Source organism: Flavobacterium sp. W21_SRS_FM6 (assembly GCF_052119645.1).
GTDB lineage: Bacteria > Pseudomonadota > Gammaproteobacteria > Enterobacterales > Alteromonadaceae > Paraglaciecola.
Window position 1 is genome coordinate 1 of the sequence record NZ_JBGQOM010000004.1, and the last position, 13,294, is coordinate 13,294.

The following is a 13,294-nucleotide window of genomic DNA, read 5'->3' on the forward strand; positions in this document are numbered from 1 at the left end:
AACTAACAAGACTGAGAGTGTAGAAGTTTGGTTGAGAGGCCAGTATTCATCTCTAACCCTGCCAGTCGGACAGAAACGCTAAGGTTCGTTCTCCTAAGGTCAACAAGCTGCGGTCAATAAACACATGACCTCTTACCTTTATGTTGCCTCCTCTTTGCTTTATTTTATTATTTTTAGCAAAGCTTTTCCTATAAAACGTCCAACTAACAAGACTGAGAGTGTAGAAGTTTGGTTGAGAGGCCAGTATTCATCTCTAACCCTGCCAGTCGGACAGAAACTTATTATCGTGCTTACTAGCACCTCACAACGTAGTTTTTACTTGAAAGTTTAAAAGCGTCCTATTTTACAATACAAAAAGTAAAAGCAGTATGTATGCCAATTTTTCAGTCATTGTAAATATAAGTGGCCTCAGGTTATTTCTTTAGCGTTTTTCCGTATTTTGAAAATAATTGGAAAAAAGTGAAAATAAAATTAAAGATTCTCTAGAGGTGGTCGATACCTTTAGTTGAGGGGCATTCCGAGTGATTGCTTTTAGTTTTCAGTAAGGTAGAGGTACCAAACTGATTCGAGTGAGGCAGTGTTAAATGGGGAGGCCTATTTAACGTTGAAATTGAGGCAAACTTATCGTGTTGAGTCATTAACAATTAACGATGAGTTTTCAGGAGGTAATTTATGGGCTTATATGTAAACACTAACGTATCGTCGTTGAATGCTCAGCGTCAGTTGTTCAATTCTGGGCAGGCACTCAGCACGTCGTTTGAAAGATTGTCATCAGGTTTTCGTATTAACCGTGCAGCAGATGATGCCGCAGGTTTGCAAATTTCTGATCGTTTAACGACTCAGGTACAAGGCTTAAATCAAGCGGTACGAAATGCGAATGATGCAATATCCTTAACTCAAACAGCTGAGGGTGCATTAGGTGAGGTAACAAACTCATTGCAGCGTATTAGAACGCTAGCTGTACAATCACAAAATGGTATCAACAGCTCTGCCGATCGACTTGCTTTGCAAAAAGAAGTGTCAGCCTTAAAGCAAGAGATATCGCGCATATCTTCAGATACACAGTTTGCTAACACAGACATTTTAAAAGGGTCTTTTTCTGCTACCTTCTTGGTGGGTGCCAACGGTGGTCAAACTATCGCTGTGTCGCTTAATCAGTCAGGTGGATATGGTACTTCTGGCTTAAGCCTGGGTGACACTACTGTCGCGACTGAAGCTGGGGCGACAAGTGCTTTAACTGCAATTGATACAGCGATTTCTACCATTGGCGCTGTAAGAGCTGATTTGGGGGCATTGCAGAACCGTTTTCAATCTACTATTCGTAACCTGAGTAATATTTCTGAGAATATTTCAGCAGCTCGTTCGCAAATTCGTGATACTGATTTTGCGACTGAAACAGCTGAATTGACTCGAAATCAGATTGTACAACAAGCATCACTATCAGTATTAAGTCAGGCGAACCAGCGTCCTCAATCAGCACTGTCTTTATTAGGCTAGTCTAAAGAGTTTGGTTCATAGTATTGAATGAGTTAGCTTTGTATTGTGTGAAGCTGACTCATTTCCTTGTGGAGGTGTAAGATGGAGATTGATGTCTCGCAAAGTGGTAATAATCTTGCAGTACCAAAATACGTTAATCCTGGTTTAAGCGATTCCGCTGGACTTGAAAAAGCCCAAAACCGAGATGCGAAGCAAGAAACAGTTAAAGGTAATGCGGCAAACGTCGATAACCTAGATAATACTGAAAAGGCCCTATCGACAGAAAATATTAAAGCGGCAGTTGATGAGCTTAGCGATTTTGCTAAATCAAGCAACAGGCAGCTAAATTTTTCAGTTGATGAAAGTAGTGAGCGCGCTGTTGTTAAAGTAACTGATAGTGAATCCGGAGAGGTTATCCGGCAAATTCCTTCAGAAGAAGTATTAAAACTCTCAGAACGTTTACGTGAGTTGCAATCAGATTTGGGCAACACAGTAGGGATTCTTTTTAATAAACAAGTTTAATTAAGGTAGAGGTTTCTCATGTCAATTCAGTCTCTGGGTGTAGGTTCAGGTTTAGATCTTGAAGCTTTGGTGACTCAATTATTGGATGCTGAGCGCAAACCTAAACAAGATAGACTTGATGCAAAAGATGAAACCCTTGATGCTGAGATATCGAGTCTTGGCAAATTAAAATCTAAAATGAAAGACTTTTTAGATTCAGTGGATGAATTGCGCACCGATACCGCGTTGAAAGGACGCGAACCGACTATCACCAATCCGAGTGATAACGTTGAACCTTTTACTGCTGAGGCTTCTAACAGTGCAGTGGAGGGGTCATATAAAATTGCCGTCAGCCAACTAGCGAGTGGAAGTCGTATTGAAACAGCGAAAGCGGTCGACGGTGGTTTTAGCGGTACATCATCTCCAGTTCTAACTTCAGGGGCAGGTTCACTCACATTTAAAGTGCCCAGCACCAGCGACTCCTTTTCGATCAACGTTACTGCTGGAATGACTTTACAACAGCTCAGCTCGGCCATTAACCAAAATTCCGCCAACTTTGGTGTAACCTCAAGTATTATCGATACGGGTACTGCATCAGGGGGCGCTAAACTGGTATTTTCATCCTCTACGACAGGTGAAGGAAACGATTTAGTCATCGTCAACGATAATGACTTAGCTGAACTAAACCGAGTATCGACCACAAACTCAGCTGAATCACTCTCTTATTTGTCTCCAGTAGTCTCAGCGCAAAATGCGAAGGCAAACATAGATGGCATCGATGTAGAGAGTACTACGAATGAATTTAAGAACACCATCGCTAACGTGTCTTTTGAAGTGTCTGAGGTAAGTGAACTTGAAGGCGATGCAGTCACCCGTAAAAAGTCGACACTTAAAATTGGTTTTGATACCGAGGGTATCGATAAGAAAATTCGTGATTTTGTGGATAACTTTAATGCCTTGAATAAGGAAATGACGTCATTAACCAAATACGGTCTATCGGATTTGGAAGATGATGGTGCCTTGGCGGGAGACTTCATGATCAGAGGTATCCAGCAAGGCTTAGCGTCAATCATTGGCTCATCTGTATCCAGCTCAAGTTTGGGCACTATTTTTCAACTTGGTATTGAGTTCAATGAAGACGGTGATTTAGAGATTGGAGCTAATGACAAATACGGTTTTGGCAGTGGCGAAGACAGGCTCAAAGATGCGCTTGAAAATAACTTCGATGAAATTTCTAAATTGTTTACCGATGAAGATTCAGGCATCGGCGCCAGATTATACGACTACGTTAAGGAATATACGTCTTATAGTGGTTTGTTAACGAGCAGAGAAAGGTCTGTTAAGGATCAAAAAGATTTGCTGGCCGATGAGAGAGAGCAGTTCGAATTGAGAATGTCGAGCTATGAGCAGATCTTGCGGGACAAATACTTAGGGCTTGACCAAACGGTTGCTAAATTAAACCAAACTGGCTCTGCATTGGTTGCAATGTTAAATGGCTAATTTTAATAAGTTAAGGTAGGACTCGTGACGTTAAAAGGCATTAATGCATACAAAAAAGGTAATCTTAAACAAGATATCGCCCATGCTGATCCCCACAAGTTAACGCTAATGTTGATGCAAGGGGCGCTTGAAAAAATGGCCTATGCAAAAGGGGGCATGGAGCGCAAAGATTATGCGCTTAAGGCAGAGCACATATCACGCGCGACAGCAATCATCGTGACGCTGCGTGATACGCTAGATATGGAGGCGGGAGGTGAAGTTTCAGTTAATTTGTTTAATTTGTATGATTACATGGTTCAACGTTTAGTTGATGCCAGTGTGCAGAATAGCTTGAAGATAATGGATGAAGTGATTAACCTATTGTTACCTATCAAAACAGCCTGGTCACAAATTCCTGAGTCTGCGAAGCAAGAGGCTTATGAAATACAGAGGCAAAAGCGACAAACCGCCGTTTGAAGAACTTAAATCTAGATCATGCATTTACACCGATTCCACTAAAAGAGCTCAATGCACAAGTATCTGAGCTCTTTTTGCTTGAATCTTTCAATGAGTTTGAGCTTCTTAAACTCATTGAGCAAAGAGACGTTATTATCAACGAATATCTGCAATCTTGCGAACCTGAACTCCAAAAAATTTTTGCCAAGGCCGAACTTGAAGTTAATGGCCTGCTAGTTGCTTACGTATCAGAATTGTCAAAAGCGTCATTAAAACAGCTAAGTGATTTAGTTCGTGGCCGCAAGGCGGTCAAAAAATATAAATAATTCTTTTAAGATGTTTTGACTTTCACATCGAAGTTGTCGTTATAGTTTTTTCGTTATCCGATTTTGCGTTATGCTAATTAGGTGATGCACACTAAAAATAAAGTGAGAAAAACTCACAATTAGGTTGGAGAGATAAACGTGTTTAATAATAAAGTGATTTTAATAACCGGCGGCACAGGATCATTTGGAAAGCGTTTCGTTGAGTACATCACTAGTCATTACCAGCCTAAAAAAGTCATTATCTATTCTCGTGATGAGCTAAAGCAATTTGAAATGCAACAAACTCATGATCATCCCGCCATGCGTTATTTCATTGGTGACGTGCGAGATAAAGAGCGGCTAAAAAGCGCTATGCGCGAAGTGGATTATGTAATACATGCGGCAGCCTTAAAACAAGTGCCTGCGGCAGAATATAACCCCAATGAATGCATTAAAACTAATATCAACGGTGCACAAAACGTGATTGACGCAGCGATTGATACTAACGTTAGTAGGGTTATCGCTTTATCTACAGATAAAGCGGCAAACCCTGTTAATTTATATGGCGCAACGAAACTCGCCTCTGACAAATTATTTGTTGCCGCCAATAATATGTCTGGTGCTAAAGGACCGCGATTTGCTGTTGTGCGCTACGGAAATGTGGTGGGGTCTCGAGGTTCCGTGGTGCCTTTTTATCGGCAGCTAATCGCAAAAGGCGTGACTTCGTTGCCAGTTACTCACATCGAAATGACACGATTCTGGATCACCTTAGATGAAGGCGTCGATTTTGTGGTCAAAAGTTTTCAGCGTATGCAAGGGGGAGAGATTTTTGTACCTAAAATTCCTTCAATTCGCATATTAGATTTGGTTGAGTCAATTAGTGGCAAATTAGAGTACGAGGTGGTAGGCATTCGCCCGGGTGAAAAACTCCACGAGGTGATGGTGCCCGAAGAAATGGCCCATCATTCTTTAGAATTTTCTGATCACTATGTCATAACGCCTGCCATCACCTTTTTTGAAAAAAACATAAATTATAAGCTCAACAAATTAGGTGAAAAAGGGCAAGCGGTAGGCGAAAAATTTGAATATCACTCTGGTACTAACCCGCACTTTCTGTCAGTTGATGAACTGAAACAACTCGACAAAAATACCTTATAAGGGAACAATTTATGATCCCTTATGGTAAACATCTGGTGGATGAAGCCGATGTGCAGAGCGTGGTAGATGTGCTGCGCAATCAATTTTTAACTCAAGGAACGGTTGTTCCTCGATTTGAACAAGCACTATGCGACTACACTGGAGCCCGGCATGCTGTCGCGGTTAATAGTGCAACCTCAGGCTTGCATATCGCTTGTTTGGCCGCGGGTGTCAGCTCTGGCGATGTGGTTTGGACAGTACCCAATTCTTTTGTTGCGTCTGCGAATTGTGCGCGTTTCTGTGGAGCAGAGGTGGATTTTGTTGATATTGATCCGCTTACTCGCAATCTTGCTATTTCAGAACTTAAAAATAAGCTTGCCGAAGCGCAGAAAAACAATCGCTTACCCAAAGCCCTGATTGTTGTGCATTTTGCAGGCTTAAGCTGCGATATGCAGCAAATCCAACAATTAACTCAGCCTTTTAATATCGCCCTTATTGAAGACGCTGCCCATGCATTGGGCGGGGATTATTTAGGGAGAAAGATTGGTTGCTGCCAATTTTCTGACATGACTGTCTTAAGCTTTCATCCCGTTAAATCTATTACAAGCGCTGAGGGCGGTGCAGTACTTACCAATGACGCAGAGATGGCATCTAAACTGACCTTGTTTGCTAAACATGGCACCACACGTGACCCGAATATGATGCAAGGTGTCAATGAAGGTCCTTGGTATTACCAGCAAATTGAGTTGGGCTACAATTATAGATTAAGTGATTTGCACGCAGCATTGGGGCTCAGTCAACTGCAAAAGTTAGATGAGTTTATTGCTAAGCGCCGTTTTCTAGCCTTGCGCTATAGAAAAAAATTACAAGACCTGCCTTTGATATTGCCTTGTGAAGAAAGCTATCATACCAGCGCTTGGCATTTGTACATGGTTGAATTAACTAAACATGACCGGCTTCGCACTTATCAAGGCTTACATGACAAAGGTATTGGAGTGAATGTGCATTATATTCCTATTCACCTGCAACCTTATTATCAACACTTGGGTTTTCAACAAGGTGATTTCCCTAACGCTGAACACTATTATAATCACGCACTAACATTACCTCTTTTTCCGAGCTTGACTGAGACTGAACAGGACTCTGTGATTGAAACGTTGCAAGAGGTATTGAGTTGAATATAGCGATTATTCCAGCTCGAGGTGGTAGTAAACGTATCCCCGGAAAAAATATCAAAGCGTTTGCTGGTAAGCCTCTGATCGCCTATTCCATCGATGCAGCAAAAAACAGTGGGTTATTTGAACAAATTTGGGTTTCCACTGACAGTGAAGATGTCGCTGAGGTAGCAATCCGCTATGGTGCAAAAGTGCCTTTTTTACGCCCTGCTGAACTATCTGACGATTTTGTGGGTACCGGAGCCGTAACAAAACACGCTATAAAGTTTAGCCTGAGCCAAGGAATTCAACCCGACTATTTCTGCTGCATCTATGCTACCGCCCCCTTCTTGCAGGCCTATTATTTACAAGATGCCTTGCTGAAGCTGCAATCAGATAAGCAAAAAAGTTTCGCGTTTTCCTGTACCAGTTTTGCGTTTCCTGTACAGCGAGCTTTAACCATGCAGGGTAGCGGTGTCGCCCCAATGTATCCTGAATTTATTGCAAAACGCTCACAGGATCTAAGCGAAGCGTTTCATGATGCAGGTCAGTTTTATTGGGGCACAATCGACGGGTTTTTAAGTGATAAAGCTATGTTCAGTGAGCATGCCATCCCCGTAGTTTTACCTCGTCACTTAGTGCAAGACATTGATACTTATGAAGATTGGCAAAGAGCAGAATTAATGTACCAAGCTTATATGCAAAAAACGAATCTCATTACAGGTAATTCTCATGACTAAAGTGGCTGCATTGAGCCCTCAAAAAATATTAATCATTCGTATGTTATCTGACAGCGATGTAGTGGCTATTGGCTTACCAGCTTTGCGATTTTTTAAACAAAAATTTCCTGAGGCTGAAATTCATTTTTTGAGTTTTGGGCAAGCCGCTGGCGTGTTGAAACTGGCAGAGCCAGAGACTGATGTAAAAGTACTTGAGTATTGGCCTGATGATTTTTTTCAAGCTATGGAAGCTTTTTTAGGCTTGGCTGAAGATATTATCGGTGAAACATATTCGCAGATAGTCAATTTGGATACAGCTTTTATGCCGTGCTTTTTAGCGCGATTCTTACAAGATGCAGGCGAGCCTGTCGGCGGTAATTATTTGTCGATATCTATTCAAACCTTACTTGATAAAGTCAAAGATCAAAGTTTGCAAGCTGACTACGTAAACGTTCCTGCGACCTATATGCTGAGCAGTTTCTTTACAATGAGTCGTTGGTTTTCAAATTGGACGGTTGGCGATTATTTACCAGAAGGCGGTTATCCTGAATTTTACTTAAAACAGTGTTGTGGTTTTGGTTCTATCACTATGGATAATCGAATTGATATGAACATACAGCCTGGTGCAAGAAATGAAACTAAAAAAGCAACAGTAGCATTGTGCTTATCACAATCCGATGATGGGTATATTTATCCTTACAGCAAAGAGTTGGCTTTAGCGTTACAAGAAGCAGGATGCAAAGTGTGGTTCGACCGTGATTCAAATTTTGAGTTAAGCGGACTGCTTAGAAAACTAGCTAACAGCGATTTAGTGGTGTGTAAAGCAAGTGCTTTCAAATGGTATGCTGATGCTGTGGCATGCCCCACCTTACTCATAAGTGGTACGGCCAACCCCAAAATATTGATGCCAGACTTTGCTACAGATACAACGGCACCTTGCCCATTGCACTCTGGACAAGTACTTACTCAAAATGAGCGTTTACAGGCTAGGTGTTTATGTGAGAAGCCAGCTGTATTGGCCGATAACATTGTATCTATATTGCAAGCATTAAACGGAGCTGCAGAAGATGAATGATATTCAGATTGGCCATTTTACCATCGGCCCTAGCCATTCTCCTTTTGTCATCGCTGAACTAAGTGGTAATCATAGTCAACAACTAGATTTGGCCATCGCTATGGTTGAGGCGGCGGCTGAAGCTGGCGCCCATGCAATAAAACTACAAACTTTTACTGCAGATAGTATGACTTTAGATGTTGGTACTGATGATTTTGTGATCCAAGAACAAGACAGTCTATGGTTCAAAGAAAAGCTCTTTGCACTCTATCAAAAAGCAGCCACACCTTACGAGTGGCACGCTAGTTTGTTTAAGCGAGCTAATGAACTGGGTATGGTAGCGTTTAGCTCACCTTTTGATGAAGCTGCAGTGGATTTTTTAGACGAGCTGGGTGTGCCTTGTTTTAAAATCGCATCGTTTGAATTAACCGATTTACCTTTGATTGCCAAAGCTGCGTCTAAGAGAAAACCCTTGATTATGTCTACCGGTATGGCCAGTTTAAGCGAAATTGAGCAAGCGGTAAGTACCGCGAAACAAAACGGATGTCAGGATATTATTTTACTGAAATGCACCAGTACTTATCCGGCTGAGCCGAGTAATACCAATCTATTTACTATTCCTCATTTAGCGCAGGCCTTTAGCTGTCAGGTGGGCTTGTCTGATCATACCGGCGGCATTGGCGTATCGGTTGCAGCGATTGCCTTAGGCGCAACAGTCATAGAAAAACACTTTGTTTTAGATCGCAGTGCTGGTGGGGTAGATGCTGCTTTCTCACTTGAACCTAGTGAACTCAGTGCGTTAGTAACTGAGACTGGCCGAGCGAAACAAGCCTTGGGGCAGGTGTGTTATGGCGGCACTGAAGCTGAAGAAAAATCCAAACAATATCGCCGTTCGATTTATGTAGCCCAAGATATTAAAGCCGGTGATGTATTAAATAGTGAAAACCTACGCATAGTTAGACCAGCTTTTGGTTTGGCGCCCAAACATTGGTCGTTAGTGTTAGGTAAAACAGCCAAGACCGATTTAGTTAAAGGCACGGCACTGAAATGGCATTTTTTTGAGTAATGTCAGGTGAAAGTTTTATTTAGGGTAGAGGCTTACTTAGAAATTGGTTTAGGCCATATTATGCGGTGTAGTGCACTCGCCCAAACTTTGCGTGTTGAGGGTCATGAAGTCTGTTTTGTTTTATCTGAGCGCACACTGAAATTATATCAATCAAGACTCGCTAGCTTGGGTGAGGTATTCACTTTTCCAAGTGCAAATATAGCAACTGAGCCGCAACGTTTGGTGAACAAATGTGAGAGCCTTAATGTGGATTGGTTGATAGTCGATGGTTACGAGTTTGCGCAAGATTATCGTTATGCCCTGCACAAAAAGAAATTCAAATTAGGTATATTTGATGATGTAAATGACAGTGGTGCGCTATACGCAGACTTGGTGATTAATGGGGCTATTAAGGCAGATGTGTTGAATTATCAGCAAACAGCACCAAACGCCTCATTAGCCCTTGGTGATTATTATCGAATATTGAGACCTGAATTTCTGCAGTTGGCAGATAGAAGTTGGTCAGTTCGAACACACTTGACCATCATGTTTGGTGGCAGTGATCCGCAAAATTTAACATTGTCATTTTTAAAGGTTATTGAAAAGTGCGCGCCTGACATACCCATAGTACTCATTACGGGCTTAGCATATGCGCATCTCCCTGAGTTAGAAAAATGGTTAAAATTAAGTTGTTTGACCAGTAAACACCTGCATGATTGTCAGCATATGGCTGATGTTTTGGTTAATACGCGTTTAGCCGTCTCGGCCGCTGGTGGAACACAATTTGAGTTATTAGCGTGCGCCACGCCAGCACTTTTACTTGTCACTGCCAAAAACCAGATCTTTGCGAGTCAACAAGCTGCAGAGCAAGGCTGGTGTGAGGTTATTTCGTTGAATGATGTGAACATTAGTCAATTAGTTGAACATTGTGTGTCTGCTTGGCAGCAGACTGCACAGTTAAAAAAAATGCATGAACAAGCAAAAAGGTTTGTAACGCACGACGGTGCTAAGCATATTGTAGCGCTTATGTTACAGGGGCTTACAGATGGAAAATAGCAAAAATGAACGGATGCAGTCGAGGTTGCCAAACCACCGTTTTGAACCCTTGGTTGAAGCACAATTAGAATTGGTGTGGAAATGGCGCAATAGTGATAGGGTGAGGAAAAATATGCATGACCTAAACCTTATTGCCTGGCAGGACCATTTAAATTGGTTTTCTACATTAAAGAGCGATGTAAGTCGTCATTTTTTTATTATGTGGCAAAATGATAGGCCCATAGGCATATTAAACTTTTCAAAACTCGACACTTCAGCGCCCGAATGGGGGTGTTATTTAGGCGAAACGGATGTGTGGCCCGGAAGTGGTATCATTTTGGAGTTGGCTGCATTGGATTACGCGAGTCACAATCCAATTTTTACTCATTTGGATGCGCAAGTACTTTCATTTAACAATGCAGCGAACAAATTACATCAAGTCTTTGAATATGAAAGAATTAAGAGTGTGCCAGCTGGACAGCGAGATGGTCAATCTTTTGATATATTACATTACCGATATCCCCTTGATCTTTGGTCTCAGAAGCGGGATAAAGTTCTGGCGAAGCTACCCAAAAATATAAAGTTAGTGGCAGCTTCTATTCAATTTGTAAATTAGGAACTAACGTGAACATAGAACACCAAATCAGGCACGCAATGCACCAAGTTGCTGAGCTTAATGATTGTCAACTTATAGAGCCAATTGAAGCCGATACCCTACTGCTCGAATGTGGGTTAGACTCACTTTCCTACGCTATGCTGGTTGCTCAGCTTGAAGAAGATTTAGGCTTTGACCCGTTTACTGACTTAGTAATCGACACTTATCCGAGCTCCTTTGCTGAATTTTTAGCTATCTACCAATTATGCGCTGACAAACAATAATTCAGTCATGCAAAACTTGTTTAATGAACTATCTGCATTAAAAATTACAGGCAATGTAAGTGATAATTGTGAGTCTAAAACCGTCCTAGAAATAAATCGGCAAGCTTTAGCACTCAGACGAGCCAATCCACAGCTTAGGCAACAAAAAATAGCCTTACCTTATGATAACCTTATAAATTTTGTCACTGAACTCGTTGCATTTGACGGTTGGTGTTCTGCTATTTATTTATGCCCACCTTTAGTCAAAATTCCTGAAAATGTACTATTGTGGTCGAAAAACGATCAAATAGGCGCTGACTATTGTGAGGAAACAACAGGTTCATTTTCTTGTGCTCTGGCTCAGACAAGCTGGTATCTAGCAACGTCTGGGACGATGGGAGAGCCGAAATGGTGCGAACATAGTTTTGTATCTTTAAGTGTAGGCATTAAACAGAGTGATAATCTTCAAAAATTGTGCTGGGGGCTACTGTATCAGCCCTTTCGTTTTGCGGGTTTACAAGTTGTTTTACAAGCGTTACTCAGTGGCGCGGAATTGGTCGATGCTTCAAAAGGTGAGCCGCGCACTAAGCTAAATATTTTGCAGGGTAAAAGTGTAAGTGCTATTTCTGCCACGCCAAGTTTATGGCGACAGCTATTGATGACAAAGCAGCTACATAACTTGCCATTACGTTATATTACTTTAGGCGGTGAAATTGCTGACCAAACCTTATTAGATAACTTACGAGCCTTATTCCCCAAGGCGAATATTCGGCATATTTACGCATCAACAGAAGCCGGGGTTGGATTTGTGGTCAGTGATGGACAAGCCGGTTTCCCAGCCAAGTGGTTGGACGATCCATTGAGACTGCCTGTTGCTTTAAAAGTATCTGATAATCAACATTTATGGGTGAAACCAAGCCACCAAGGCTCAGAAACTCTGCTCCAGCAGTATGATAAACAAGGTTATATGGATACCTTGGACCAAGTTCAACTCAGCGGCGACAGGGTGTTATTTTTAGGACGTGTTACGGGTGTGATCAACGTAGGGGGTAATAAAGTGCATCCAGAGAAAGTTGAGCAAGTGTTATTGCAATGCCCCTCTATTGGTCAAGTGAAAGTCTATGCTAAAAAAAGTGCTTTAATGGGAGAATTAGTGGTGGCAGATGTCACGGTGATTGAAGATGCTGACCAGCACAGTGTTAAACAAGAGCTGTTAAAAATATGCAAAACCCAATTACAACGTTTTGAAATACCAACCAAAATTAGCATAGTGGATAATATTATCTGTGAGCCAACGGGTAAAGTGAATAGGAAGCTACAACATGGTTGACTACGTAATTGTTACGGGAGCCAGCAGAGGTTTAGGCTTAGCGATTTGTCAACAAGCTGTGCTTGAAGGCTATAGGATAATTGCCCTAGCACGTCAGTTTTCAGAGCCCTTGAAACTATTGCAGCAACGCTACCCTGATTTAGTCAACTACCATGCTGCTGACTTAGCCGATACGGATAGTTTAGCTGCGCTGTGTAAGCAATTAGTAAAACAGTATGGAAGACCTTACGCATTAATCAATAACGCGGCTGCAGGCCATGATGGCGTGTTGGCCACCATGCCTAACTCTGCGATTGAGCATTTAATGCAGCTGAATATTCAAGCGCCTATTTTACTGTGCAAGTACTTAGTGCGCTCCATGTTGTTAAATCGCAGAGGCCGGGTGATTAATATCTCGTCTATTATTGCCCAAACCGGATTTAACGGTCTGAGTGTTTATGCTGCCAGTAAGGCCGCTTTAGAGGGCTTTAGTCGGTCCTTAGCTCGTGAAGTGGGGAAGGCCGGTATCACCGTCAACTGTGTTGCTCCCGGTTATATGCAAACCGACATGACCAGTAGTTTACAGGGCTCCAAGTTAGACAGTGTTAAAAGGCGCAGCCCATTGGGGAAATTAGCCTCGGTGGATGACGCCGCGGCTATGGTTGTGTATTTACTCAGTGAACGCGCATCGGCTATTACCGGCACCGTTATGACAGTGGATGCAGGTAGTACGGCATAATTCACGCTAAAGCTGTAGGCTGAAATG

General features: G+C 42.0%; 15 protein-coding genes. All 15 read left to right on the forward strand.

All coding sequences use genetic code 11. The features are described from left to right. Positions 1 to 672 precede the first annotated feature (672 nt). Complete coding sequence (locus ACEN2L_RS08095; protein ID WP_441743099.1) at positions 673 to 1,497, forward strand: flagellin N-terminal helical domain-containing protein; 825 nt, start codon at positions 673 to 675, stop codon at positions 1,495 to 1,497. A gap of 81 nt (positions 1,498 to 1,578) precedes the next feature. After that, positions 1,579 to 1,998, forward strand: coding sequence for a flagellar protein FlaG (locus ACEN2L_RS08100; RefSeq protein ID WP_441743101.1), 420 nt, complete (start codon positions 1,579 to 1,581; stop codon positions 1,996 to 1,998). Between the two features lie 18 nt (positions 1,999 to 2,016). After that, positions 2,017 to 3,477 carry a flagellar filament capping protein FliD gene (fliD, locus tag ACEN2L_RS08105; protein ID WP_441743103.1) on the forward strand — a complete coding sequence of 487 codons (1,461 nt, stop codon included), beginning with the start codon at positions 2,017 to 2,019 and terminating at the stop codon, positions 3,475 to 3,477. A 24-nt stretch (positions 3,478 to 3,501) separates the two neighbouring features. Then, the gene (gene fliS / locus ACEN2L_RS08110; RefSeq protein ID WP_441743104.1) at positions 3,502 to 3,933 is read left to right on the forward strand and encodes a flagellar export chaperone FliS; all 432 of its coding nucleotides are present in this window, start codon (positions 3,502 to 3,504) and stop codon (positions 3,931 to 3,933) included. Next, complete coding sequence (locus ACEN2L_RS08115; protein ID WP_441743106.1) at positions 3,930 to 4,238, forward strand: hypothetical protein; 309 nt, start codon at positions 3,930 to 3,932, stop codon at positions 4,236 to 4,238. Before fliS ends, ACEN2L_RS08115 begins: the two co-directional genes overlap by 4 nt. A gap of 138 nt (positions 4,239 to 4,376) precedes the next feature. Beyond that, complete coding sequence (gene pseB, locus ACEN2L_RS08120) at positions 4,377 to 5,375, forward strand: UDP-N-acetylglucosamine 4,6-dehydratase (inverting) (RefSeq protein WP_441743107.1); 999 nt, start codon at positions 4,377 to 4,379, stop codon at positions 5,373 to 5,375. 11 nt (positions 5,376 to 5,386) lie between these two features. Then, positions 5,387 to 6,532: a UDP-4-amino-4,6-dideoxy-N-acetyl-beta-L-altrosamine transaminase gene (pseC, locus tag ACEN2L_RS08125; RefSeq protein WP_441743109.1), complete on the forward strand. Its 1,146-nt coding sequence runs from the start codon at positions 5,387 to 5,389 to the stop codon at positions 6,530 to 6,532. Then, positions 6,529 to 7,248 (forward strand): pseudaminic acid cytidylyltransferase, encoded by a 720-nt coding sequence (gene pseF / locus ACEN2L_RS08130; protein ID WP_441743111.1) that lies wholly within the window; start codon positions 6,529 to 6,531, stop codon positions 7,246 to 7,248. The genes pseC and pseF overlap by 4 nt, the downstream gene beginning before the upstream one ends. Next, entirely contained in the window at positions 7,241 to 8,302 is a 1,062-nt protein-coding gene (locus ACEN2L_RS08135; protein WP_441743113.1) for a hypothetical protein, read from the forward strand. Before pseF ends, ACEN2L_RS08135 begins: the two co-directional genes overlap by 8 nt. Then, a complete protein-coding gene (gene pseI, locus ACEN2L_RS08140; protein WP_441743115.1) occupies positions 8,295 to 9,347 on the forward strand; it encodes a pseudaminic acid synthase in 1,053 nt (350 codons plus the stop codon). Before ACEN2L_RS08135 ends, pseI begins: the two co-directional genes overlap by 8 nt. A 6-nt stretch (positions 9,348 to 9,353) precedes the next feature. Further along, complete coding sequence (pseG, locus tag ACEN2L_RS08145) at positions 9,354 to 10,382, forward strand: UDP-2,4-diacetamido-2,4,6-trideoxy-beta-L-altropyranose hydrolase (RefSeq protein ID WP_441743117.1); 1,029 nt, start codon at positions 9,354 to 9,356, stop codon at positions 10,380 to 10,382. Beyond that, entirely contained in the window at positions 10,372 to 10,977 is a 606-nt protein-coding gene (gene pseH, locus ACEN2L_RS08150; protein ID WP_441743119.1) for a UDP-4-amino-4,6-dideoxy-N-acetyl-beta-L-altrosamine N-acetyltransferase, read from the forward strand. Before pseG ends, pseH begins: the two co-directional genes overlap by 11 nt. Positions 10,978 to 10,985: 8 nt before the next feature. After that, positions 10,986 to 11,240 carry an acyl carrier protein gene (locus tag ACEN2L_RS08155; RefSeq protein WP_441743121.1) on the forward strand — a complete coding sequence of 85 codons (255 nt, stop codon included), beginning with the start codon at positions 10,986 to 10,988 and terminating at the stop codon, positions 11,238 to 11,240. A 7-nt stretch (positions 11,241 to 11,247) separates the two neighbouring features. Then, entirely contained in the window at positions 11,248 to 12,549 is a 1,302-nt protein-coding gene (locus tag ACEN2L_RS08160; RefSeq protein WP_441743123.1) for an AMP-binding protein, read from the forward strand. Beyond that, positions 12,542 to 13,267 carry an SDR family NAD(P)-dependent oxidoreductase gene (locus ACEN2L_RS08165; protein ID WP_441743124.1) on the forward strand — a complete coding sequence of 242 codons (726 nt, stop codon included), beginning with the start codon at positions 12,542 to 12,544 and terminating at the stop codon, positions 13,265 to 13,267. Before ACEN2L_RS08160 ends, ACEN2L_RS08165 begins: the two co-directional genes overlap by 8 nt. Positions 13,268 to 13,294: the final 27 nt, after the last annotated feature.